19 protein-coding genes and 1 riboswitch are annotated in these 21,430 nt (G+C 72.3%); of the genes, 11 read left to right on the top strand and 8 right to left on the bottom strand.

Annotation, left to right across the window (positions count from 1 at the left end; translation table 11 throughout):
• Positions 1–101: 101 nt before the first annotated feature.
• From JT723_RS10515 to JT723_RS10530, 4 genes are all read left to right on the top strand, one after another.
• Complete coding sequence (locus JT723_RS10515) at positions 102–731, top strand: TetR/AcrR family transcriptional regulator (protein ID WP_205044253.1); 630 nt, start codon at positions 102–104, stop codon at positions 729–731.
• A 334-nt stretch (positions 732–1,065) separates the two neighbouring features.
• Positions 1,066–1,674 carry a DUF4126 domain-containing protein gene (locus JT723_RS10520; RefSeq protein WP_205044254.1) on the top strand — a complete coding sequence of 203 codons (609 nt, stop codon included), beginning with the start codon at positions 1,066–1,068 and terminating at the stop codon, positions 1,672–1,674.
• A gap of 28 nt (positions 1,675–1,702) precedes the next feature.
• On the top strand, positions 1,703–3,238 hold the full coding sequence (locus tag JT723_RS10525) for a phytoene desaturase family protein (protein WP_205044255.1): 1,536 nt from the start codon (positions 1,703–1,705) through the stop codon (positions 3,236–3,238).
• 163 nt (positions 3,239–3,401) lie between these two features.
• A complete protein-coding gene (locus JT723_RS10530; protein ID WP_205044256.1) occupies positions 3,402–5,798 on the top strand; it encodes a terpene synthase family protein in 2,397 nt (798 codons plus the stop codon).
• Between the two features lie 19 nt (positions 5,799–5,817).
• Here the strand turns inward: JT723_RS10530 and JT723_RS10535 are convergent, their stop codons facing one another.
• The 5 genes from JT723_RS10535 to JT723_RS10555 form a co-directional block, all read right to left on the bottom strand.
• Positions 5,818–6,792 carry a hypothetical protein gene (locus JT723_RS10535; RefSeq protein ID WP_205044257.1) on the bottom strand — a complete coding sequence of 325 codons (975 nt, stop codon included), beginning with the start codon at positions 6,790–6,792 and terminating at the stop codon, positions 5,818–5,820.
• 35 nt (positions 6,793–6,827) lie between these two features.
• A complete protein-coding gene (gene metF, locus JT723_RS10540; protein ID WP_205044258.1) occupies positions 6,828–7,745 on the bottom strand; it encodes a methylenetetrahydrofolate reductase [NAD(P)H] in 918 nt (305 codons plus the stop codon).
• Between the two features lie 128 nt (positions 7,746–7,873).
• The gene (thiE, locus tag JT723_RS10545; protein ID WP_205044259.1) at positions 7,874–8,530 is read right to left on the bottom strand and encodes a thiamine phosphate synthase; all 657 of its coding nucleotides are present in this window, start codon (positions 8,528–8,530) and stop codon (positions 7,874–7,876) included.
• A 48-nt stretch (positions 8,531–8,578) separates the two neighbouring features.
• Positions 8,579–8,953: an Rv2175c family DNA-binding protein gene (locus tag JT723_RS10550; protein ID WP_205044260.1), complete on the bottom strand. Its 375-nt coding sequence runs from the start codon at positions 8,951–8,953 to the stop codon at positions 8,579–8,581.
• A gap of 97 nt (positions 8,954–9,050) precedes the next feature.
• Positions 9,051–10,286, bottom strand: coding sequence for an NAD(P)/FAD-dependent oxidoreductase (locus JT723_RS10555; RefSeq protein ID WP_265934426.1), 1,236 nt, complete (start codon positions 10,284–10,286; stop codon positions 9,051–9,053).
• Positions 10,287–10,501: 215 nt separating this feature from the next.
• A riboswitch (TPP riboswitch) is annotated at positions 10,502–10,610 on the top strand.
• On the opposite strand from JT723_RS10555, the gene thiO reads away from it, so the two are divergent.
• The 4 genes from thiO (at position 10,608) to pknB (ending at position 14,930) form a co-directional block, all read left to right on the top strand.
• Positions 10,608–11,780, top strand: a complete 1,173-nt coding sequence (thiO, locus tag JT723_RS10560; protein ID WP_205044261.1) for a glycine oxidase ThiO — start codon at positions 10,608–10,610, stop codon at positions 11,778–11,780. (Overlaps the previous riboswitch by 3 nt.)
• Positions 11,777–11,983, top strand: coding sequence for a sulfur carrier protein ThiS (gene thiS, locus JT723_RS10565; protein WP_205044262.1), 207 nt, complete (start codon positions 11,777–11,779; stop codon positions 11,981–11,983). The genes thiO and thiS overlap by 4 nt, the downstream gene beginning before the upstream one ends.
• A gap of 4 nt (positions 11,984–11,987) precedes the next feature.
• Entirely contained in the window at positions 11,988–12,800 is an 813-nt protein-coding gene (locus JT723_RS10570) for a thiazole synthase (protein WP_205044263.1), read from the top strand.
• Between the two features lie 120 nt (positions 12,801–12,920).
• Complete coding sequence (gene pknB, locus JT723_RS10575) at positions 12,921–14,930, top strand: Stk1 family PASTA domain-containing Ser/Thr kinase (protein WP_205044264.1); 2,010 nt, start codon at positions 12,921–12,923, stop codon at positions 14,928–14,930.
• 221 nt (positions 14,931–15,151) lie between these two features.
• Here the strand turns inward: pknB and JT723_RS10580 are convergent, their stop codons facing one another.
• Positions 15,152–15,766 (bottom strand): sulfite oxidase-like oxidoreductase, encoded by a 615-nt coding sequence (locus JT723_RS10580; protein WP_205044265.1) that lies wholly within the window; start codon positions 15,764–15,766, stop codon positions 15,152–15,154.
• A 148-nt stretch (positions 15,767–15,914) separates the two neighbouring features.
• Here JT723_RS10580 and bfr point away from each other — a divergent pair, with 148 nt between their 5' ends.
• The gene (bfr, locus tag JT723_RS10585; protein ID WP_205044266.1) at positions 15,915–16,394 is read left to right on the top strand and encodes a bacterioferritin; all 480 of its coding nucleotides are present in this window, start codon (positions 15,915–15,917) and stop codon (positions 16,392–16,394) included.
• Between the two features lie 17 nt (positions 16,395–16,411).
• Here the strand turns inward: bfr and JT723_RS35010 are convergent, their stop codons facing one another.
• Positions 16,412–16,684 carry a (2Fe-2S)-binding protein gene (locus JT723_RS35010; RefSeq protein WP_251512840.1) on the bottom strand — a complete coding sequence of 91 codons (273 nt, stop codon included), beginning with the start codon at positions 16,682–16,684 and terminating at the stop codon, positions 16,412–16,414.
• A 163-nt stretch (positions 16,685–16,847) separates the two neighbouring features.
• Positions 16,848–18,197 carry a class II 3-deoxy-7-phosphoheptulonate synthase gene (locus tag JT723_RS10595; protein WP_205044267.1) on the bottom strand — a complete coding sequence of 450 codons (1,350 nt, stop codon included), beginning with the start codon at positions 18,195–18,197 and terminating at the stop codon, positions 16,848–16,850.
• A 194-nt stretch (positions 18,198–18,391) separates the two neighbouring features.
• On the opposite strand from JT723_RS10595, the gene JT723_RS10600 reads away from it, so the two are divergent.
• Positions 18,392–21,223 carry an N-acetylmuramoyl-L-alanine amidase gene (locus JT723_RS10600; protein WP_240165367.1) on the top strand — a complete coding sequence of 944 codons (2,832 nt, stop codon included), beginning with the start codon at positions 18,392–18,394 and terminating at the stop codon, positions 21,221–21,223.
• Between the two features lie 33 nt (positions 21,224–21,256).
• Positions 21,257–21,328 (top strand): trp operon leader peptide, encoded by a 72-nt coding sequence (locus tag JT723_RS36585; protein ID WP_491697036.1) that lies wholly within the window; start codon positions 21,257–21,259, stop codon positions 21,326–21,328.
• The last annotated feature ends 102 nt before the right edge of the window (positions 21,329–21,430 follow it).

The raw sequence follows: 21,430 nt of genomic DNA on the forward strand, positions 1-21,430 counted from the left end.
ACTGGGGCCGACCACTGACAATCGGCTCTGACCTGCGAATATCGCCTCTTCCTCGAAGATCGGGTCACGTCGGCCCGCCGCGTGCGGGCAGAATCGGAGCCATGAGCACCGCACGACGCCAGGCCACCCGCCGCAAGCTCTACGCGGCGGCCGTCACTCTCATCGCCGAGCAGGGCTTCTCCGCCACCACCGTCGACGAGATCGCCGAGCGGGCCGGGGTCGCGAAGGGCACCGTCTACTACAACTTCGCCAGCAAGAACGACCTGTTCGAGGAGCTGCTGCGGGACGGTGTGGGGCGGCTGCGGGACGCGCTGCGGCAGGCCGCGACGCAGGCGAGGGCGCGTGGCGGCGGGGGGCTGGACGCGCTGGACGCGATGGTCCACGCCGGCCTCGGCTTCATCGTCCGCTACCCGTCCTTCACCCAGCTCTACGTCGCTGAGCTGTGGCGGACCAACAGGGCCTGGCAGGACACCTTGATGATGGTGCGGCGGCAGGCCGTCTCGGTGGTCGAGGAGGTGCTGACCGCTGCGGTGGCGGAGGGCGAGCTGAGCGAGGACATCGACGTCCAGCTCACGGCGTCCGCGCTGTTCGGAATGGTGCTGGTGGCGGCCCTCGACTGGCAGGCGTTCCAGCCGGAACGCAGCATCGACGACGTGCACGCGACACTGTCGCGGCTGCTCCAGGGCCGGGTCGGCGGCGCGGCGCTGGGCGCGGCGGCACCACGGCCCTGACAGCCGGGGGAAGCCGGGGGCGGCCCGGAGGCGCCAGGTCGAGTCGAGTGCGCTGTCCTGGCATGGACCGGTCCCCCACCGAGCCGTGCCGGGACAGCGCCTCCCCCATGCAACCCCCGTTGACGAGCGGGCCTGCCGCCGTACCGCCGCCCCGTGTCGGCGGTGCGGGTGGCGTGCCCGTCCGCGGCTCCACTCTCCCTGTCCCGCGGGACGTCAGCCATCCGTGCGGGTACTCAACGGTGCGTCTAGGTAGTGATACTCACTTCCGGGCGCTTTCACTCACCTTCCCCCGCTTCCGCTCACCGCGCGGCAGGTTCTGGCTAGAGTTCCGGTCATGTCCGTACTCCCGCTGGTCTTCACCAGTGGCTGGGCGAGCGGGATCAACGCCTACGCCGTCGTGCTGCTCCTGGGCCTGATGGGCGCAACAGGAGGCAGCGACGAGGTCCCGCTGTCGCTCCAGCGCACCGATGTGCTGGTGGTCGCCGCACTGCTCTTCCTGTGCGAGGCCGTCGCCGACAAGATCCCCTACGTCGACACGGTGTGGGACGCGGTGCACACCGTGGTCCGGCCGGTCGCGGGGGCGGTGGTGGCCGCGCTGCTTGCGGGCCACGACGGTTCGCTGCCGCAGCTGGCGGCGGCCGCGGTCGGCGGTTCCACGGCGCTGGCCAGCCATCTGGTCAAGGCCGGCACCAGGATGGCGGTCAACACCTCGCCCGAGCCGGTCACCAACATCGCGCTGAGCCTGGTGGAGGACCTGGGGGTGGCCGCGCTCGTGGTCTTCGCGCTCTTCCACCCGCTGGCGGCGGCGCTGATCGCCGGCACTCTGCTGGCGCTCGGCATCGCGACGGTGGTCTTCCTCTTCTCCCGCATCCGGCGCTTCTGGCGGCGCCGTAAGGAGCGCAGGGCGGCCCGCGCGGGCGGTGGCACCCCGGCCGCCGTCTGAGGCCGCGTCCGCCGCTACAGTCCCTGGCATGGCACGGATTGCGGTGATCGGCGCGGGCATGGCGTCGCTGGCGGCGGCGGCACGGCTCGCGGTGGGCGGCCACCAGGTGGTGGTGCTCGAACGCACCGGCACCTACGGCGGGGCGGTCGGCCGGCTGGCGCGGGACGGCTTCGCCTTCGACACAGGACCCGGCCTGCTGACGCTGCCCGCGGTCTACCGCGACCTGTTCGTGAAGACCGGCAGGCGGCCCCTTGAGGAGTGCGTGGAGCTGGTCGAGGTGGATCCCGCCAGCCGCCATGTCTTCGCCGACGGTACGGACCTGGTGCTGCCGAACGCCTCGCGTTCGGGGACGATCGCGGCGATGGACGCGGCTTTCGGCCCCGGCAGCGGTGAGCGCTGGAGCGAGCTGATGGTCAGGGCGCGGGAGACCTGGGAGGTCATGCGGCGGCCCATGCTGGAGGACGCGCTGCCTGAGGACCCCTGGCCCTTCGGCCGCGACCCGTACCCGATGGTCAGGCGCGGCTTCGGCCCGGGCCGCAGCAAGCCGTCGCTGGCGAAGGTCGCGGCGGCCGAGCTGCGCGACCCGCGGATGGCCGCGCTGCTCGAGAGCCATCTGCTGGCACACGGCATCGACCCGCGCGAGGGTCCCGCGTCCGCGGCGGTGCTGCCGTACCTGGAGGAGACCTTCGGCGTCTGGTACGTGCGCGGCGGGGTGCGGGAGCTGGCGCGGGCGGTCCACGAGCGGTGCCTGGAGCGGCGGGTGGACTTCCGCTTCGAGGCCGAGGTGGCCAACCTGCTGGTGGCCGAAGGCCGCACGGCGGGTGTGCGGCTGGCCGACGGCAGCGAGGTCGCCGCGGACATCGTGGTGGCCGGGTCGCCGGTGCCGGCCTTCTACTCCGACATGGGGGGCTGGGACACCGACAGCTCGCCGTGGCCATTCACCGGGCCGCACAGCGAGGGCAGCCGCCTGACGGTGCATCTGGCGCTGCGCGGCTCGCGCCCTTCAGGGACCGCGCACCGCACGCTGGTGCACGCGGCGGACCGGGACCGGGCGCTTGACTGGCTCACCGCCCGCCGCCCCGCGCAGCTGCCGCCGCCCGGCGCGCTGACCGTGACGGTGCTGCGGCCCGACGACCCGGCGACGCGCCCCGACGAGGGCCACGAGGCGGTGACGCTGACCGCGGTGGTGCCCGCGCACGAGCCGGCCCGCAAGCTGGTGCGGACGGTCGACTGGAACGCTCCGGGGGCCGCCGACTCCTTCGCCGACCTGATGGTCGCGGCGGCCGAGGCGGCCGTGCCGGGGCTGCGGTCGCGCGAGCTGTGGCGGGAGGTGCGCACCCCGGTGGACGTCGAGCGGGACACCGGTGTCGCGGGCGGTGCGGTGCCGGCACCGTCGCTGGCCGGGGCGGGCGGCATCCTGCTGCGGTCGGCGAACCGGTCGCCCTTTCCCGGCCTGTACTGCGTCGGCGGCTGGGCGCACCCCGGCGGCGGGCTGCCGCACGCGGGGATGTCGGCCGCGATCGCGTCCGACCTGGTCTTCGGCGGCCCCGGCGGCAGCCGCTGACGGTTCGGCTGCACTCATGGCCGTTTCCCAAGATCGTTAATCGGACGGCCGCCCGAATTCAGCTCATCGGGCGGTTGTGCCCGCAGGCCCTCCCGGAGCGACCGGCCGATCACTTAGCGTGATCACAGGCCCTTTGATCTCCGCACGGAAGGCCCTGCCGACCATGTCTCAGCCCTTCGAGCTCCCGCAGTTCTACGTCCCGTACCCGGCCCGCCTCAACCCGCACCTGGAAGGTGCGCGCCTGCACACCAAAGCGTGGGCGCGCGAGATGGACATGCTGGAGGGCTCGGGCATCTGGGAGGAGTCCGACCTCGACGCGCACGACTACGCGCTGCTGTGCGCCTACACCCATCCCGACGCCTCCGCACCGGAGTTGGACCTGGTCACCGACTGGTACGTGTGGGTGTTCTTCTTCGACGACCACTTCCTGGACATCTACAAGCGCAGCCAGGACATGGCGGGCGCGAAGGCCTATCTGGACCGGCTGCCGGCCTTCATGCCCGTCGACCTGTCCGTGCCGGTGCCCGAGCCGGCCAACCAGGTGGAGGCAGGTCTCGCCGACCTGTGGGCGCGCACCGTCCCGACCATGTCGCAGGGCTGGCGGCAGCGCTTCTTCGAGAGCACGAAGTCGCTGCTGGAGGAGTCGCTGTGGGAGCTGGACAACATCAGCGCGGGCCGGGTCTCCAATCCGATCGAGTACATCGAGATGCGCCGCAAGGTGGGCGGCGCCCCGTGGTCGGCGAACCTGATCGAGCACGCGGCGGGGGCGGAGGTGCCCGCGGTGATCGCCGCGAGCCGCCCGATGCGGGTGCTGCGGGACGCCTTCGCGGACGGCGTCCACCTGCGCAACGACCTGTTCTCCTACCAGCGGGAGACCGAGCAGGAAGGTGAGCTGGCCAACGCGGTGCTGGTGCTCGAACGCTTCCTGGGCATCGGCCCCCAGGAGGCCGCGGAGCGGGTCAACCAGCTGCTGACGTCCCGGCTGCACCAGTTCGAGCACACCGCCTTCACCGAGGTCGAGCCGCTGGCCGACCGGCACGCGCTGGGGCCGGAGGAGCGGGGCGCCGTCCTCGCCTACGTCAAGGGCCTGCAGGACTGGCAGTCCGGCGGCCACGAGTGGCACATGCGCTCCAGCCGCTACATGAACGGGGCGGGCGACGGCGCCGCGGGCGCGGTGACCGGCAACGCGGCGGGCGGCGCGGAGCAGACCGCTCCCCGGGGCCTCGGCGGGCTCGCGGGACCGACCGGGATCGGCACCTCGGCGGCCGGCCTCAGCGCCTCCGCCTCGGCGGCAGGGGCGGGGGCCGCCGCGGCCGGTCTTCGCGCCTCGACGGCCGGGGCGCTGCGCTCGCTGGCCGCGACCATGCCGCAGCGGCTGCGCAGCTTCAGCCATCCGCCCTACCGGCGGGTGGGGGCGGTGCCGCTGCCGGAGATCCCGATGCCGTTCGAGACCCGGCTGAGCCCGCATATGGCGGCCGCCCGCGCGCACGGGGCCGAGTGGTGCGGGCGGATGGGGATGCTGGACGCCGAGCCCGGCTTCGCCGTCCCCGGCGGGCTGTGGGACGCCGGGAAGCTTGCGGACTACGACTTCGCGCTGTGCGCGGCCGGCATCCACCCGGACGCCGGCGAGGACGACCTCGGCCTGACCACCGACTGGCTGGCCTGGGGTACCTACGGCGACGACTACTACCCGCTGGTCTTCGGCCGCGCCCCCGACATGAGCGCCGCCCGGCACACCACCGACCGCTTCGCCCTGTTCATGCCGCTGGATGCGGGGCCGGTGCCGGAGCCGCTGACCGCGCTGGAGAAGGGCCTGGCCGACCTGTGGCGGCGCACCGCGGGGCCGATGGCGCCCGGCGCCCGGCTCGGCTTCCGAACGGCCGTGGAGGACATGACCGAGAGCTGGCTGTGGGAGCTGGCGAACCAGAAGCAGAACCGGGTGCCGGACCCGGTGGACTACATCGAGATGCGCCGCAGGACCTTCGGCTCCGACCTGACCATGAGCCTGTCCAGGATCGGCCACGGCGCCGCCCTGCCGCCCGAGGTCTGCCGCGCCCGGCCGGTGCGCGCCATGGAGGCCGCGGCGGCGGACTTCGCTTGCCTGCTCAACGACGTGTTCTCGTACCGGAAGGAGATCGAGTTCGAGGGGGAGATCCACAACGGGGTGCTGGTGGTGCAGAACTTCCTGGACTGCGGGCCCGAGGAGGGCATGCGGGTGGTGGGCGGCCTGATGGCCGAGCGGATGGCGGAGTTCCAGTACATCACCGAGACGCAACTGCCCGCGCTCCTGGAGGAGTTCGAACTCGGCCAGGACGCGCGGGCGGCGCTCGACGGGTATGTGCGGGAGCTGCGGGACTGGATGGCCGGCATCCTGACCTGGCACCGCGGCTGCCACCGCTACGACGAGGAGGCGCTGCTGCGGCACTTCCCCGCGGTCGCGGCAGCGGCGGCCTTGCCGGCGGCGGCCGCCGTGCCCGCACCGGTGCCCGGCCCGTCCTGGGGCGGCGCCACCGGGCTCGGCACGTCCGCGGCCCGGCTGGCCTTACGGCTGGCGCGCTGACGGCGCCGGCTCGGGCCGGTCAGTAGCGGTAGGGGTCGTAGGGGTCGGCGTACTGCGGTTGCTGCTGCTGGTCGTAGGACTGCTGGCCGTACGCCTGCTGGTCCTGCTGCGGCTGCTGGTAGTCCTGCTGCTGGTCGGACCCGTAGGACTGCTGCTGGGGGATGTAGGGCTGCTGCGAGGGGTCCTGCTGGTAGGGGTAGCCGTAGCCGTACGGGTCGGCGGGCGGCGGGGGCTGCGGGGTCCAGTCGCCGGTGGTCTGGCCGTAGTCGTAGCCGGCGGCGGGCTGCTGGTAGCCGCCGGTGTCGTAGCCGTAGCCCTGCTGCTGGCCCGCGTACGGCCCGGAGTCCTGGCCGGCGCCTGGCGCCCCCCAGCCGCCGGTGTCGCCGTAACCGCCGTCCTGGCCGTTCTGGTAGCCGTAGGAGGCCGCGGCGGGCTGCGGGGCCTCGGTGCCCCACTCCTGGTAGCCCTGGGAGCTGTAGCCGTCGTAGCCGCCGGAGTACGGGTCGGCCGCGTAGGGCTGGCGGCCGTCGTACTGCGGGTATTCGCCGCTGTCCTCGTGCAGCGGGACGGGCTGGTAGACGTCCTCGCGGGCGGCTGCCGGGTCGGCGATCTGCTCGGCGGCGACGGCCTGGTCCTGGCCGTCGCCGGCCGGGGCGAAGTCGTCCTGCTCGACCGGGCCGACCTCGATGACCGGCTCGCTGCGCGGGGCGGCGCCCTTGCGGCGGCGGCTGGAGCCGGGCCGGCCGCCCAGCGCCCAGCCGGTGGAGAAGCCGCGCTTGTACGACAGGGTGACGAAGGACTGCCCGGCGCCGAAGGCGAGGGCGCCCAGCACGATCACCGCGATCTGTCCGGACGCGACGCCGACGACGACCCCGAGGAAGCCGCAGAAGGCCAGCAGCCGCCAGCGCAGCCGCGCCTTGTACTGGAGCAGCACTTCTCCGAGCAGCCACAGCGCGACGATGCCGAACGCGATGTAGAGCACCGAGTAGCCCATGTGCCCACTTCCTCACCCGGGAGCCGCGCAGCGCGTCACGCCCGCTTGTGCAGCCCCAGATTCTCGTAGATCTCCAGCGATGCGGTGGAGTGGTTAAGAGTAATGAAGTGCAGCCCCGGAATGTCCTCGGCCATCAGACGCCGGCACATCTCGGTGGCGATCTCGATGCCGACCGCCCGGACCGCGGCGGGATCGTCCTGGACAGCGAGGATGCGGGCGGCCTGGTCGGGCGGGAAGGGGGCGTTGCCCAGCTGCGAGAACCGCTCGATCTGCTTGACGTTGGTGACCGGCATCACCTCGGGGATGATCGGGGTGCTGCAGCCTGCCGCGTCCACCCGGTCGCGCAGCCGCAGGTAGTCGTCCGCGTCGAAGAACATCTGGGTGATCGCGAAGTCCGCGCCCGCACGGCACTTGTCGAGGAAGTGCCGGGTGTCCTGTGCCGGGTCGGTGGAGCGCGGGTGCATCTCGGTGAAGGCCGCGACGCCCACGCAGAAGTCGCCGGACTCCTTGATGAGCGAGACCAGTTCCGCCGCGTAGGTCAGGCCCTGCGGGTGCGGGATCCACTCGCCGAGCGGGTCGCCGGGCGGGTCGCCGCGGACGGCGAGGATGTTGCGGATGCCGGCGTCCGCGTACTGCCCGATGATGTTGCGCAGCTCGGCGACCGAGTGGTTCACCGCGGTCAGGTGCGCGCACGGGGTCAAGGTGGTGTCGGAGACGATCCGGTCGGTGGCACGGACCGTGCCCTCCCGGGAGGAGCCGCCGGCGCCGTAGGTGACCGACACGAAGGTCGGCCCGACCGCCTCGATCCGGCGGATGGCGTTCCACAGCGTCCGCTCGCCCTTCTCGGTCCTGGGCGCGGTGAACTCGAACGAGTACGACTTGTGACCCGAGGCGAGCAGCTCACGGATGGTGATTGCTCGGTCGGGTCGCGTGGACGAGATTCCGAGGGCCATGAATGCAGGCTAACCGTGGTCGGCGACCGTGCGTAACCATGCCTGCGATTATGCCCGGCTACGTCCGTTTCCCGTCCACCCTGTGGACAGGTGGTGTCGGCCGGGCATCCTTCCTGCTTCGGCCCCGCTCAGTCACGGGAGCGGACGGCCGCCGCCAGCTCCCTGGCTGCCGCGTAGGGGTCTGCGGCCTCGGTCACGGCCCTGACCACCACGATCCGCCGGGCGCCCGCGTCCAGCACCTGCCCGACGTTGGCGGCGTCGATACCGCCGATCGCGAACCACGGGCGGTCGGTGCCCAGAGCGGCGGCGTACCGCACCAGGTCGAGGCCGGGGGCCGGGCGGCCCGGCTTGGTGGGGGTGGGCCACACCGGCCCCGTGCAGAAGTAGTCCGCGCCCGGCTCCACCGCGGCCGCCGCCACCTCCGCCTCGGCGTGGCAGGAGCGGCCGATGACGACCTCGTCGCCCAGCAGGGCGCGCGCGGCCGGCACCGGCAGGTCGCCCTGCCCCAGGTGCAGGACGTCGGCGCCGGCCGCGTGCGCCACGTCGGCCCGGTCGTTGACGGCCAGCAGCCTGCCGTGCCGGCGGCACGCGTCCGCCAGAACCGCGAGCGCCGCCAGCTCCTCGCGGGCCTCGATGCCCTTGTCCCGCAGCTGGATCACGTCCACCCCGCCGGCGAGGGCGGCGTCGGCGAACGCGGCGAGGTCGCCGCGTCCGCTCCTGGCGTCCGTGCACAGATACAGCCTGGCCTGCGCCATCTGCTCCCGGGCGGTGCTGCTGCTGGTCATACGGTCGGCTCCCGGGGGCTTGCGGCGGCGGCCTGGAGCCGCCGCGGGCTACACGGCGAGCGCCTGCGCGCGGCGCTTCACCTCGGTCCCGCGATTCTCGCGCAGCGCCTGGGCCGGGGTGCCGGGCAGGGTGTCATCGGCGGTGAAGAGCCACTCCAGGGCCTCCTCGTCCGAGAACCCGTCGTCCTTGAGGACGGTGAGCGTGCCGGACAGGCCCTTGATGATCTTGCCGTCACCGATGAAGTCGCTCGGCACCATCAGCGCCTTGTTCTCCCCGCGGCGGACCGCGATGAGCTGGCCCTCCTTGATGAGCGGGCGGATCCGGGTGATGTCGAGTCCCAGGCGCTCGGCGACCTCGGGCAGGGTGAGCCATGAGGGGACGAGTGCATCGATGTGTGCGTCAACCGACGAGAAAACTGTCACGGAACAAGCCTGCCACCTGCCGCCGACAAGCGCTGCGGAGCGCCGCCGTCCGGGCGGCGCCGGGCCATGCCGGCCCAGGCCCCGGCCCCCGCCCTGCTCAGGCCCGGGCGGCCGCCGCCGCCAGCGGCACCGTGGGGTCCGCGGCCAGCGCCGGGTCCACCGCGGCGGAACGGGCGATCAGCTTGCGCGCCTGCGCCAGGTCGCGCGGCCGGTCGACCACCAGCACCGCGGCCAGCACACCGTCGGCCCGCAGCCAGCACACCGACCAGGCAGCGCTGTCCGGGTCGCCGCGCAGCACCAGCGTGTCGGCGTCGGTGTGGTGCCCGGCGTACTGCACGAACCGCCCGAACTGCTCGGACCAGAAGTACGGCACCGGGTCGTAGCGCTCGTCCCCGCCCAGCAGGTTCGCGGCGGCCGTCCGCGGCCCCTGCAAAGCGTTGTCCCAATGGTGGATCAGCATCCGCTCGCCGTAGCGGGCCGAGGGGAAGGACGCGCAGTCGCCCACCGCGAAGACGCCGGGCGCGGTCGTCCGCAGCCGGTCGTCGGCCACCACCGCGCCGTCCTCGCCCAGCTCCACGCCGGAACCGGCCAGCCAGCCCGTCGCGGGCCGTGCGCCCACCCCCACCACGACCGCGCCGGCCGCCAGCCGGCTGCCGTCGGCGAGCACCACCGCGCCGGGCTCCACCGCGGACACCGGGGTGCCGGTGCGCAGGTCGACACCGGCCTCGGCGTACCAGCCGCGCATCGGGGTGGTCACGACCTCGGGCAGCACACCGGAAAGCGGCCGGTCCGCCGCCTCCACGACCGTCACCTCGCAGCCCGCCTGGCGGGCCGCCGTCGCGAACTCCGCGCCGATCCAGCCGGCGCCCACCACCACGACCTGCTGCCGGGAGTCCAGCACCGGGCGCAGCGCCGCCGCGTCGTCCAGCGTCCGCAGCAGGTGGACCCCGGGCAGGCCCGCGGTCCCCGGGAGCGCGACCGGGTACGCGCCGGTGGCCAGCACGAGGTGGTCGTACGGGAGCGGGCCGGCCTCCGTGACCACGATGCGGTCGGCCGCGTGCAGTGCCTGGGCGCGCAGGCCCAGGCGCAGGTCGACGCCCAGGGCGTCGAAGTCGACGTCGAAGCGGACATCGACGCCCGCGCCGCCCGCGCCGGCCGGTGCCGCCGCGTCCAGCAGGACCGCCTTCGACAGCGGCGGGCGGTCGTACGGGGGGTGCGGTTCGTCGCCGAGCAGCGTGATGTCCTCCCGCCAGCCCAGTTCTCGCAGGGCCATGGCGGTCTGCACCCCGGCCATACCGGCCCCGACGATCACGACTGCGCTGCGCTCGCTCACACCGCCACGGTAACGCGCGGTGACCCGCGCCAGTTCTTTCCCCCTGCCGTGCGTCGTGGTTCCGCGCGCCGTTCCCCGCGCCCCTTAAAAACGCTCACCCTCTGCGCAGAGGGCAACAACCAGGGGCGCGGAGAACTGCGCGACCAGCCACAACGGCGGGAAGGTCCCGGGGCGGCCGCGGCGCGGCAGGGCGGGGGGATAAGGTGAGCCGCGCAAGCGAACTCGCGGGAGCCCGGCGGACCGGGCTGAGAGGGCGGCTGGGGGCCGCCGACCGTAGAACCTGATCCGGGTCATGCCGGCGAAGGGAGGAGCGGTAGTTCCATGCATACTTCGCACGCCCCTGACGTACTGATCGTCGGCGGCGGAATCATCGGTCTGGTGACGGCCTGGCGCGCGGCCCAGCACGGCCTGCGCACAGCCGTCGCCGACCCCGCACCCGGCGGCGGAGCCGCCCACGTGGCGGCCGGCATGCTGGCGGCCGTCACGGAGCTGCAGTACGGCGAGCAGACCCTGCTCGACCTCAACCTGGCCTCGGCGGCCCGCTATCCGGACTTCACCGCGGAGCTGACCGCGGCGACGGGGATGGACACCGGCTACCGCCCGTGCGGCACGCTGGCGGTTGCGCTGGACGCCGACGACCGGGCGCAGTTGCGCGACCTGCACGCCTTCCAGACGTCGCTGGGGCTTGAGGCGCAGTGGCTGAGCGGGCGGGACTGCCGCCGGCTGGAGCCGATGCTCGCGCCGGGTGTGCGCGGCGGCCTGCGGGTGGACGGCGACCACCAGGTGGACCCGCGGCGGCTGGCCGCGGCCCTGCTGCGGGCCGCCGAGCTGGCGGGGGTGGAGTTCCTGCGGTCGGCGGTGGCCCGCGTGGAGTGCGACACGGGCCGCGTCACCGGGGCGGTGCTGGCCGACGGCACGGCGGTGGCCGCCGGCCGTACGGTGCTGGCGGCGGGCAGCGAGAGCGCCCGTATCGCCGGCATACCGGCGGACGTGCTGCCGCCGGTACGCCCGGTGAAGGGCCAGATCCTGCGGCTGCGCATCCCGCCGTCGCACGCGCCCTTCCTGTCGCGGACGGTACGTGCGGTGGTACGCGGCAGCCACGTCTACCTGGTGCCGCGGGAGAACGGCGAACTGGTGCTGGGCGCGACCAGCGAGGAGTTCGGCTGGGACACCACGGTGACCGCCGGCGGGGTCTACGAACTGCTGCGGGACGCCCACGAGTTGGTGCCGGGCATCACCGAGCTGCCGCTGACCGAGACACTGGCGGGGCTGCGCCCGGGCTCCCCCGACAACGCCCCGCTGCTGGGCCGCACCGCCCTGGACGGGCTGCTGCTGGCCACCGGCCACCACCGCAACGGGGTGCTGCTCACCCCGGTCACGGGGGACGTCATGGCCCAGGTGCTGACCTCGGACACCGGTGAACTCCCGGCCTACGCCGGTGCGTTCGGAGCGCAGCGGTTCGCCGCCGCCGCACGGCAGGAGCAGACCGTATGACGATCACCGTGCACGTCAACGGCGTCGCCCGCACCGTCGACGCCCCCGTGGCCCTGGACGCGCTGGTCGCCACGCTGACGGCGGCGCCCTCCGGTGTGGCCGCCGCGCTCAACGACACGGTCGTCCCGCGCACCCGCTGGTCGGCCACGGCGCTGGCCGACGGCGACCGGGTCGAGGTCCTGACCGCGGTCCAGGGGGGTTGAGGCGATGACGACGACGGCACACCGTACGGCCGATCCGCTGCTGATCGGCGGCGTCGAGTTCTCCTCGCGGCTGATCATGGGCACGGGCGGGGCACCGAGCCTGGAGGTGCTCGAACAGGCGCTGCTGGCGTCCGGCACCGAGCTGACCACCGTCGCGATGCGGCGGCTGGACCCGACGACCAAGGGCTCGGTGCTGTCGGTGCTGGCCCGGCACGGCATCCGGGCGCTGCCGAACACCGCGGGGTGCTTCACGGCGGGCGAGGCCGTACTGACCGCGCGGCTGGCCAGGGAGGCGCTGGGCACCGACTGGGTCAAGCTCGAAGTCATCGCGGACGAGCGCACCTTGCTGCCCGACCCGGTGGAACTGCTGGACGCGGCCGAGACGTTGGTGGACGACGGCTTCACGGTGCTGCCGTACACCAACGACGACCCGGTGCTGGCCCGCAAGCTGGAGGACGTCGGGTGCGCCGCGGTCATGCCGCTCGGCTCGCCCATCGGCTCGGGCCTGGGCATCCGCAATCCGCACAACTTCCAGCTGATCACCGAGCGGGCCGGCGTCCCGGTCGTCCTGGACGCGGGCGCGGGCACCGCCTCCGACGTGGCGCTGGCCATGGAGTTGGGCTGTGCGGCGGTGATGCTCGCCTCGGCCGTGACCCGAGCCCAGCACCCGGTCCTGATGGCCGAGGCGATGCGCGACGCGGTCTCGGCCGGCCGCCTCGCCCACCGCGCGGGCCGTATCCCCCGCCGCCGCCACGCCCTGCCCTCCTCCCCCACCACGGGGCTGGCGGACATCGACCCGGAAAGACCCGCTTTCTGAGACCGGTTGTCCGCTGAAAGGGTTCCTTCGTCACGGTTTGGTTCCGGAACCCCACACAACGGCCACAGTCCTGGCGCGTGGCACCGGTCGTGTCGGGGGCTGATCGTAGAATCGGCCATCGTGGACACCACCGTGCAGGATCCGCTGGTCGGGCAGACGCTCGACGGGCGCTACCGCGTCGAGGCGCGGATCGCCGTCGGCGGGATGGCCACGGTCTACCGGGCCGTGGACACCCGCCTGGACCGCGTGCTCGCCCTGAAGGTGATGCACCCGGGGCTGGCGGCGGACACCGGCTTCGTGGAGCGGTTCATCCGCGAGGCCAAGGCCGTCGCACGGCTGTCCCACACCAACGTCGTGGCCGTCTTCGACCAGGGCACCGACGGCACGTACGTCTACCTGGCCATGGAGTACGTCGCCGGGTGCACCCTGCGGGACGTGCTGCGCGAGCGCGGGGCGCTGTCGCCGCGGGCCGCGCTGGACATCCTGGAACCGGTCCTCGCGGCGCTCGGGGCGGCCCACCGCGCCGGTCTCGTACACCGGGACATGAAGCCGGAGAACGTGCTGATCGGCGACGACGGCCGGGTCAAGGTCGCCGACTTCGGCCTGGTCAGGGCGGTGGACACGCAGACCAGCGTGTCGGGGGCGCTGCTCGGCACGGTGTCCTACCTGGCCCCCGAGCAGATCGGGCACGGCACGGTCGACCAGCGTACGGACGTGTACGCGTGCGGCGTCATGCTGTACGAGATGCTGACCGGCGCCAAGCCGTACGTCGGCGACACGCCGATGCAGGTGATCGTGCAGCGGTTGAACGAGGACGTGCCGCCGCCCTCCGCCGCCGTACCGGGGCTCGCACCGCAGCTGGACGCGCTGGTGGCGCGCACGACGTCGCGGGATGCCGCGGGGCGGCCGGACGACGCGGTCGCGATGCTCGCCGAGGTGCGGGGCGTACGCGCCGGGCTGAGCCCGCAGGAGCTGGACGCCCGGCCGTACGAGGACGCGGTCCCGGCCGACGCCGCCGGCACCGCCGCTCCCGCCGCCCCGGCCGGCTCGGAGGAGCCGACCAGCATCGTGGCCAGGCCCCCCGCCGCCCCCACGGACGGCGCGGACGACGACGAGATGCACCGCACGACCCGGCTGCTGCTCCCGCCGCCGAACCCGGCGGACGCCTCCGACGTACCCGGACACCTGCCGGACCACGGAGCCGGCGCCCCGGTGCCGCCGGCCGCGCCCCGAGGGAAGGCGCGGGGCAGCAGGGGCCGCAGGGGGCCGCTTGCCGTCCTGGTGGCGCTGCTGCTGATCCTCGGTGTCGGCGCCGGGGTCTGGTACATCAGCGAAGGCCAGTTCACCCACGTGCCCGGGGTGCTGGCGCTGCCGCAGGACCAGGCGCAGCACAAGCTCAAGTCGGCGGGCCTGGACACCCGGGTCAGGCAGGACTTCTCGCTGACGGTGCCGCGCGGCAGCGTGATCTCCACCGACCCCGCCCCGGGCAAGCGCATCCGCAGCAACGGCACGGTCACCCTGACGGTCTCGAAGGGACCCCAGGAGATCCGGGTGCCCGACCTCAAAGGCCGCACACTGGCCGACGCCCAGCAGCAGGTCAAGGCGGCGGGGCTGACCCCGGGCACGGTCACCAAGTCCTTCAACGACTCCGTCCCGCAGGGCCAGGTCATCGTCACGGACCCGGTGGCGGGCACGCAGCGCGCCCCCGGCACCCCGGTGACCTTCACCGTCTCCCGCGGCTCGCCCGTCGACGTGCCTGACGTGATCGGGAAGTCGGTCACCGACGCGCAGCAGGCGCTGCAGGACGCCGGTTTCACGGTGGTCCTCGCGCCGGAGAAGGTCTTCTCTGACGAGGCCGACGCGGACACGGTGGCCCTGGAGTCCCCCGACCGGGACACCCAGGCGGCGGCGGGCGACACGGTGACGATCACCGTGTCCAAGGGGCAGCAGCTCTTCCCGGTGCCGGACGTCAAGGGCAAGAAGCAGGACGAGGCGCAGCAGATCCTCAAGGCCGCCGGCTTCGACGTCCGGGTGATCAACATCTTCTTCGGGGACACCGTCTTCAGCGAGTCCCCCGACGGCGGCAGCCAGGCCCCGAAGGGCGCGACTGTCACCCTCTGGGTGCGCTGACCCGAGGAGAGTCCGGGAAGGGGCGGGACAGGAGGGCGGCGGGGCTAGGCCGTGTTTTGGAAGTAGCGCCGTCCGCCCACAGGGCGGGCCCCGCGGCGTCCGGTGCGTGCGATCGCAAGGCGGAGGGTCGTCCTCGTAGTGGGCCTACTCGGACGACTCCGACAACGCAGCGAGCGTGCGTGCCAGGCCTCGCGGGGCAGGCGGGACTTCCAAAACACGGCCTAGATCTCGGGCCCGTCGCCCGGTTCCTCCTGGTAGGAGTAGCGCTGCTCGCCCCAGGGGTCGCCGATGTTGTGGTAGCCGCGCTCCTCCCAGAAACCGCGGCGGTCCGCCGTCATGTATTCGATGCCGCGGACCCACTTGGGGCCTTTCCAGGCATAGAGCCGGGGGACGATCAGCCGGACGGGGAAGCCGTGTTCCGCGGTGAGCGGCTGGCCGCCCTTGTGGGTGGCGAATACCGACTGGTCGTCGAGGAAGTCCTCGATCCGCAGGTTCGAGCTGAATCCGTATTCGGCCCACACCATCACATGGGTCACGTCGTCGGCGGGCGGCGCGAGCTTCACCACGGTCGAGGTCGCGACGCCGCCCCATTCGATGCCGAGCATCGAGAATTTCGTGACGCAGTGGAAGTCGGCGACGACGGTGTCATAAGGCAGCGCGGAGAACTCGGCGTGATTCCAGCAGGTCTTGTCGCCGTCGGCGGTCGCGCCGAACACCCGGAACTCCCAGCGGTCGGGCTTGAAGCGCGGCACCGGGCCGTAGTGGGTGACGGGCCAGCCCCGCTGGAGCCGCTGGCCCGGCGGCAGCTCCCCCTCGCGACGCTCGTACCGACCCATGTCTCCATGGTGACAGACCGGAAGAGGTGCTTATGACCCGGCAGGTGCACCCCGGTCACCGAATGTAAGGACCCGCTTACTGGATCGTGCCGATGTGCGGTGCGAGGATGCGCGCAACCACTCGTCAGAACGGAAGGACGGCGTTGCCATGCAGGGCGACCCCGAGGTCATCGAGTTCCTCAACGAACAGCTGACCGCTGAGCTGACCGCGATCAACCAGTACTTTCTGCACTCGAAGATGCAGGAGAACTTCGGCTGGGTGAAGCTCGCGAAGTACACCAGGTCGGAGTCGTTCGACGAGATGAAGCACGCGGAGATGCTGACCGACCGCATTCTCCTTCTCGAAGGCCTGCCGAACTACCAGCGGCTCTTCCATGTGCGGGTGGGGCAGACCGTCACGGAGATGTTCCAGGCCGACAAGCAGGTCGAGGTCGAGGCGATCGACCGGCTGCGCCGGGGTATCGAGGTCATGCACGCCAAGGGCGACTTCACGTCGAAGAACATCTTCGAATCGATCCTGGCCGACGAGGAGCACCACATCGACTACCTGGACACGCAGCTGGACCTGGTGGAGAAGCTGGGCGAGGCGCTGTACATCGCGCAGCTGATCGAGCAGCCCGACAGCTGAGTCACGGGCGGCAGGCCTCAGGCGGCGCGCGTCCCGGGTGCCTCGGCAGGGTCCGCGACGACGGTCACGCCCGGGACCTGCTCCTGTGCCGCTTCCTGCACCGGCTCCAGCCTGGTCCGGGTCGCGCAGCCGGTGCCGCGGCCGAGCAGGCTCTGGATGCGCTTGACGCAGGACCCGCAGTCGGTGCCCGCCTTGCAGGCGGAGGCTATCTGCCGGGGAGTGCAGCGACCGTCGTCGGCGTGCTGCTTGACCTGCTGCTCGGTGATGCCGAAGCAGGAGCAGACGTACACGCGGTCACCGCCGATCCGGGTCCCTGGGGAGCTGAGGTAACCCTTACCTTACCTGGCGGTCTGGTCGGAGAAAAGCGACAAGGGGCGCGGATCGATGTGATCCGCGCCCCTTTCCGCAACGCTTCCGCGCGCCTGGCCGCGCGCCTTCTCCGCAGTGTGCGGGCTACTGCCCGCGGTACATCTCCGCGACCAGGAAAGCCAGGTCGAGCGACTGGCTGCGGTTGAGCCGCGGGTCGCACGCCGTCTCGTAGCGCTGGTGCAGGTCGTCCACGAAGATCTCGTCGCCGCCGCCGACGCACTCGGTGACGTCGTCGCCGGTCAGCTCGACGTGGATGCCGCCCGGGTGGGTGCCGAGCGCCTTGTGGACCTCGAAGAAGCCCTTGACCTCGTCCAGCACGTCGTCGAAGCGCCGGGTCTTGTGACCGGAGGCGGCCTCGAAGGTGTTGCCGTGCATCGGGTCGCTGATCCAGGCGACCTGCGCGCCCGAAGCGGAGACCTTCTCCACCAGCTCGGGCAGCTTGTCGCGGACCTTGTCCGCGCCCATCCGCACGATGAAGGTGAGCCGCCCCGGGTCCCGGTCCGGGTCGAGCCGGTCGATGTAGGTCAGCGCCTCCTCCGGCGTGGTGCCGGGGCCGAGCTTGACACCGATCGGGTTGCTGATCCGGGACGCGAACTCGATGTGCGCACCGCCGAGCTGCCGGGTGCGCTCACCGATCCACACCATGTGGCCCGAGACGTCGTAGAGCCGGCCGGTGCGCGAGTCGGTACGGGTCAGCGCCGTCTCGTAGTCCAGCAGCAGCGCCTCGTGGGAGGCGTAGAACTCGACCGTGCGGAACTCGGCCGGGTCGGTGCCGCAGGCCGCCATGAAGTTCAGCGCGTTGTCGATCTCGCGGGCCAGCGCCTCGTAGCGCTGCCCGGACGGCGAGGACTTCACGAAGTCCTGGTTCCAGGCGTGCACCTGGCGCAGGTCGGCGTACCCGCCGGTGGTGAACGCCCGCACCAGGTTCAGCGTGGACGCCGACGCGTGGTACATCCGCTTGAGCCGCTCGGGGTCCGGGGTGCGGGCCTTCGCGGTGAATTCGAAGCCGTTGACGGAGTCGCCGCGGTAGGTCGGCAGGGTCACCCCGTCGCGGGTCTCGGTCGGCTTGGACCGGGGCTTGCTGTACTGCCCGGCGATCCGCCCGACCTTGACCACCGGCACCGAGGCGGCGTAGGTGAGGACGGCTCCCATCTGGAGCAGCGTCTTGAGCTTGTTGCGGATCTGGTCGGCGCCGACGGCGTCGAAGGCCTCGGCGCAGTCACCGCCCTGGAGGAGGAACGCCTCGCCCTTGGCGACCGACGCCAGCCGGGTGCGCAGCTGGTCGCACTCCCCGGCGAAGACGAGCGGCGGATACGAGGCGAGGTCGGCGATCACATCGCGCAGAGCCTCGGTGTCGGGCCACTCGGGCTGCTGCGCCGCGGGAAGATCATGCCAGGTGTTGTCCCCGGCGTGGATGTCTGCGTTCACGGTCACAGGCCCCACATTACGGGGTCGGGTCTTCTGCTTTTCGCCCCGCTCAGTGGATGAGACATGCCGTCCGGTGCCCAACGCGGGAAACCGAACTCGCGGCTGATAACGTCATCCCGCTTCAGAGCCGACGCCGCCTGGGCGCAGGCTCCCCGGGAGGGCGCGCCCACGAAGCGCGCGGGAAGGCCGAGGGCAGCACTTTGACACGCAGACACCGCAGACGGAAGTCCTGGATCGCCTACGGAGCGGGCGCGGTCGCGCTCGCCACCGCCGCGACCTACGGGACGATCGCCCTGGCGAGCCCGTCGGGCGGCAGCACGACGGACGCCAAGGCGGGCCGGTCGCAGACCGAGCTGCAGGCGGACTTCGCCGCAGCGGCACGGGAGTTCCAGGTACCGCAGAGCGTCCTGATGGCGGTGTCCTACCGCCAGACCCTGTGGGAGTCCCACCAGGGCCACCCGAGCACCACCGGCAACTACAACGTGATGGGCCTCACCCAGGTCACGGATGCCGACCTCGACCAGCCCACGGACGCCGACCGGCTGGCTCACCTGAACCAGAGCGGCGACCCCGCGGTCTCCAAGCACTTCAACCCGCAGCGGGCGCTGAGCGCCGACCGGGCCAAGACCAAGGTCGACACCTCCGACCCGCGGCTGCACACCCTGGACGCCGCGGCGAAGCTGATCGGCGCCTCCGCGTCGGAGGTGCGCACCGACCCGCGGCAGAGCGTGCGGGCCGGTGCGGCGCTGCTGGCGCAGTACGAGAAGGCAGCCGTCGGCTCGCTGCCGGCCGACCCGGGCCGCTGGTGGGCGGGCATCGCCCGCTACAGCCAGTCCCCCGACCGCGCCGGCGCCAAGCAGTTCGTGCAGCGGGTCTACGACACGGTCAAGACCGGCGCGACGCGGGTGACCGCGGACGGCCAGACGCTGACGCTGACCGCCGACCCGTCGGTGGTCCCGGTCGAGCCCTCGAAGGTCCTGCTGGCGGCGACCACCACGACCCCCGCGGTCGAGGCGGCCACCGCCCCCGAGTGCCCGTCCGGGCTGAACTGCGCCTTCGTGGCCGCGGCCTACAAGCAGAACAGCAGCACGCCGGACGACTTCGGCAACTACAACGTCTCGCAGCGCCCCGGCAACGGGGAGGACGTGCGCTACATCGTCATCCACGACATGGAGGGCACGTACGACGGCAGCATCAAGGAGTTCCAGAACCCGGCCGCCTACGCCAGCGCCCACTACCTGGTCGCCGACGACGGCCGGGTCACCCAGATGGTGCAGCTCAAGGACGAGGCCTGGCACGCGGCGAACAAGACCGTGAACATGCACTCGGTCGGCGTGGAGCACGAGGGCTACGCGATCAAGGCCGGTGACTGGTACACCGAGCAGGAGTACGACTCCTCGGCCGTCCTGGTGAAATACCTGGCCCAGAAATTCGGCATTCCGCTGGACCGCGAGCACGTCATCGGCCACGACGAGGTGCCCGGTGTGCTCGACGCCAACGTCAAGACGCAGCACTGGGACCCGGGGCCGTACTGGGACTGGAACCACTACATGTCGCTGCTGGGCGCCCCCGACGGCGCCGGCGGCGCGGGCGGCCCGCTGCGCGCCGGGCAGCTGGTCCGGGTGGTGCCGCCGTACACCACGGACAACCAGCCGACGCTGACCAACGGCGGGACCGCGGTCCCCGCGCACCCGGCGAACTTCCTCTACCTCTACACCACGCCGTCCACCTCGGGCGCACTGCCGGTGGACCCGTACCTGGGCACCGTGAAGTGGAGCGACGGGGCGAACTGGGCGGACAAGGTCCCGGCGGGCGGCGCCTACGTCGTCGCCGGGGCGCAGAACGACTGGACGGCGATCTGGTACCAGAACCAGAAGCTGTGGTTCCACAACCCGGGCGGGCAGTACACGTCCGTGGTCGCACCGACGCAGGTGATCACCCCGGCCGCCGGAAAGACCAGCATCCCGGTCTACGGCCGCGCCTACCCCGAGGACGCCGCCTACACGGGCACCAACGTGCCGGTGCAGCCCAGCAACACCGCCTCGCTGACGAAGTACAGCATCGCTGCGGGCCAGTCCTACGCGCAGGCAGGCCCCGAGATGGCCGGCGACTACTGGTACGCGGGCACCTACGCAGGAACCGCGACCGGTGACCGCACCCTGGTCAAGGGCACGAACCTCTTCTATCCGATCCGCTACAACCACCGCATCGCCTGGGTCCGGGCGAGCGACGTGCAGCAGACCACCAGCGTGGCGGCGGTCTCCACCGCCGGCCGGCACAACCTGCTCGGCCGCGACGCCTCCGGCGTCCTGTGGCAGTACCAGGGCACCGGCAGCGCCACGACGCCGTTCTTCTCCCGCTTCAGGACGAGCGCCGGATGGCAGATCTACAACGTGCTCAGCGCGCTCGACACGATGAACGCCAACGGCACGGGCGACCTGGTGGGCCGCGACTCCTCCGGCACGCTCTGGTACTACCGGGGCAGCGGCAAGCCCTCGGCCCCGGTGCTCAGCCGCGTCACCGTCGGCCCCGGCTGGAACATCTACTCCCGGCTGCTGGGCGCGGGCGACGTCACGGGAGACGGGCACCCGGACCTGATAGGCATGGACAGCTCCGGCTACCTCTGGCTCTACAAGGGCACGGGCAACGCCACCAAGCCCTTCGCGGCACGCACCCCCATCGCGGCCGGCTGGAAGATCTACACTTCGCTCGTCGCCGCGGGAGACGTCACCGGTGACGGCAGGCCCGACCTGCTGGGCCGCGACAGCTCCGGCGTCCTGTGGGTCTACAAAGGCACCGGCAACGCCGCCGCCCCCTACGCCACCCGTACCAGGATCGGCGGCGGTTGGCAAGGCTACACCTCGATCGTCGGCACCGGCGACATCAGCGGCGACGGCAAGGCCGACCTGGTGGCCAGGGACTCCGCAGGGCAGCTCTGGTACTACAAGGGCACCGGCAGCGCGACCGCTCCCTACGCGACGCCCAGGATCGGCGTCGGCGGCGGATGGAACATCTACAACACATTGCTGTGACGCCCGGCGTCCCGGTGCGCTAAGGTCGTCGGCATGATCGCGCAAGTGAACCCGACCACGACACACCAGGACTGGTGGTGGACCGCTCATCCGGCGGCCCACTGACTCGCGCATCAGCAGATCCTCGCGAAGGCCGCCCGCAGGGGCGGCCTTCGGCGTTTCCCGGCCCGGTCGCCGCCCCTTCCCCCCGCCGTCAAGGAAGGACCA

Source organism: Actinacidiphila bryophytorum, assembly GCF_016916835.1.
GTDB lineage: Bacteria > Actinomycetota > Actinomycetes > Streptomycetales > Streptomycetaceae > Actinacidiphila > Actinacidiphila bryophytorum.

Coding starts and splice junctions, on each gene's coding strand:
- JT723_RS10515 (WP_205044253.1), top strand. CDS start 102: ATGAGCACCGCACGACGCCAGGCCACCCGCCGCAAGCTCTACGCGGCG.
- JT723_RS10520 (WP_205044254.1), top strand. CDS start 1,066: ATGTCCGTACTCCCGCTGGTCTTCACCAGTGGCTGGGCGAGCGGGATC.
- JT723_RS10525 (WP_205044255.1), top strand. CDS start 1,703: ATGGCACGGATTGCGGTGATCGGCGCGGGCATGGCGTCGCTGGCGGCG.
- JT723_RS10530 (WP_205044256.1), top strand. CDS start 3,402: ATGTCTCAGCCCTTCGAGCTCCCGCAGTTCTACGTCCCGTACCCGGCC.
- JT723_RS10535 (WP_205044257.1), bottom strand. CDS start 6,792: ATGGGCTACTCGGTGCTCTACATCGCGTTCGGCATCGTCGCGCTGTGG.
- metF (WP_205044258.1), bottom strand. CDS start 7,745: ATGGCCCTCGGAATCTCGTCCACGCGACCCGACCGAGCAATCACCATC.
- thiE (WP_205044259.1), bottom strand. CDS start 8,530: ATGACCAGCAGCAGCACCGCCCGGGAGCAGATGGCGCAGGCCAGGCTG.
- thiO (WP_205044261.1), top strand. CDS start 10,608: ATGCATACTTCGCACGCCCCTGACGTACTGATCGTCGGCGGCGGAATC.
- thiS (WP_205044262.1), top strand. CDS start 11,777: ATGACGATCACCGTGCACGTCAACGGCGTCGCCCGCACCGTCGACGCC.
- JT723_RS10570 (WP_205044263.1), top strand. CDS start 11,988: ATGACGACGACGGCACACCGTACGGCCGATCCGCTGCTGATCGGCGGC.
- JT723_RS10580 (WP_205044265.1), bottom strand. CDS start 15,766: ATGGGTCGGTACGAGCGTCGCGAGGGGGAGCTGCCGCCGGGCCAGCGG.
- bfr (WP_205044266.1), top strand. CDS start 15,915: ATGCAGGGCGACCCCGAGGTCATCGAGTTCCTCAACGAACAGCTGACC.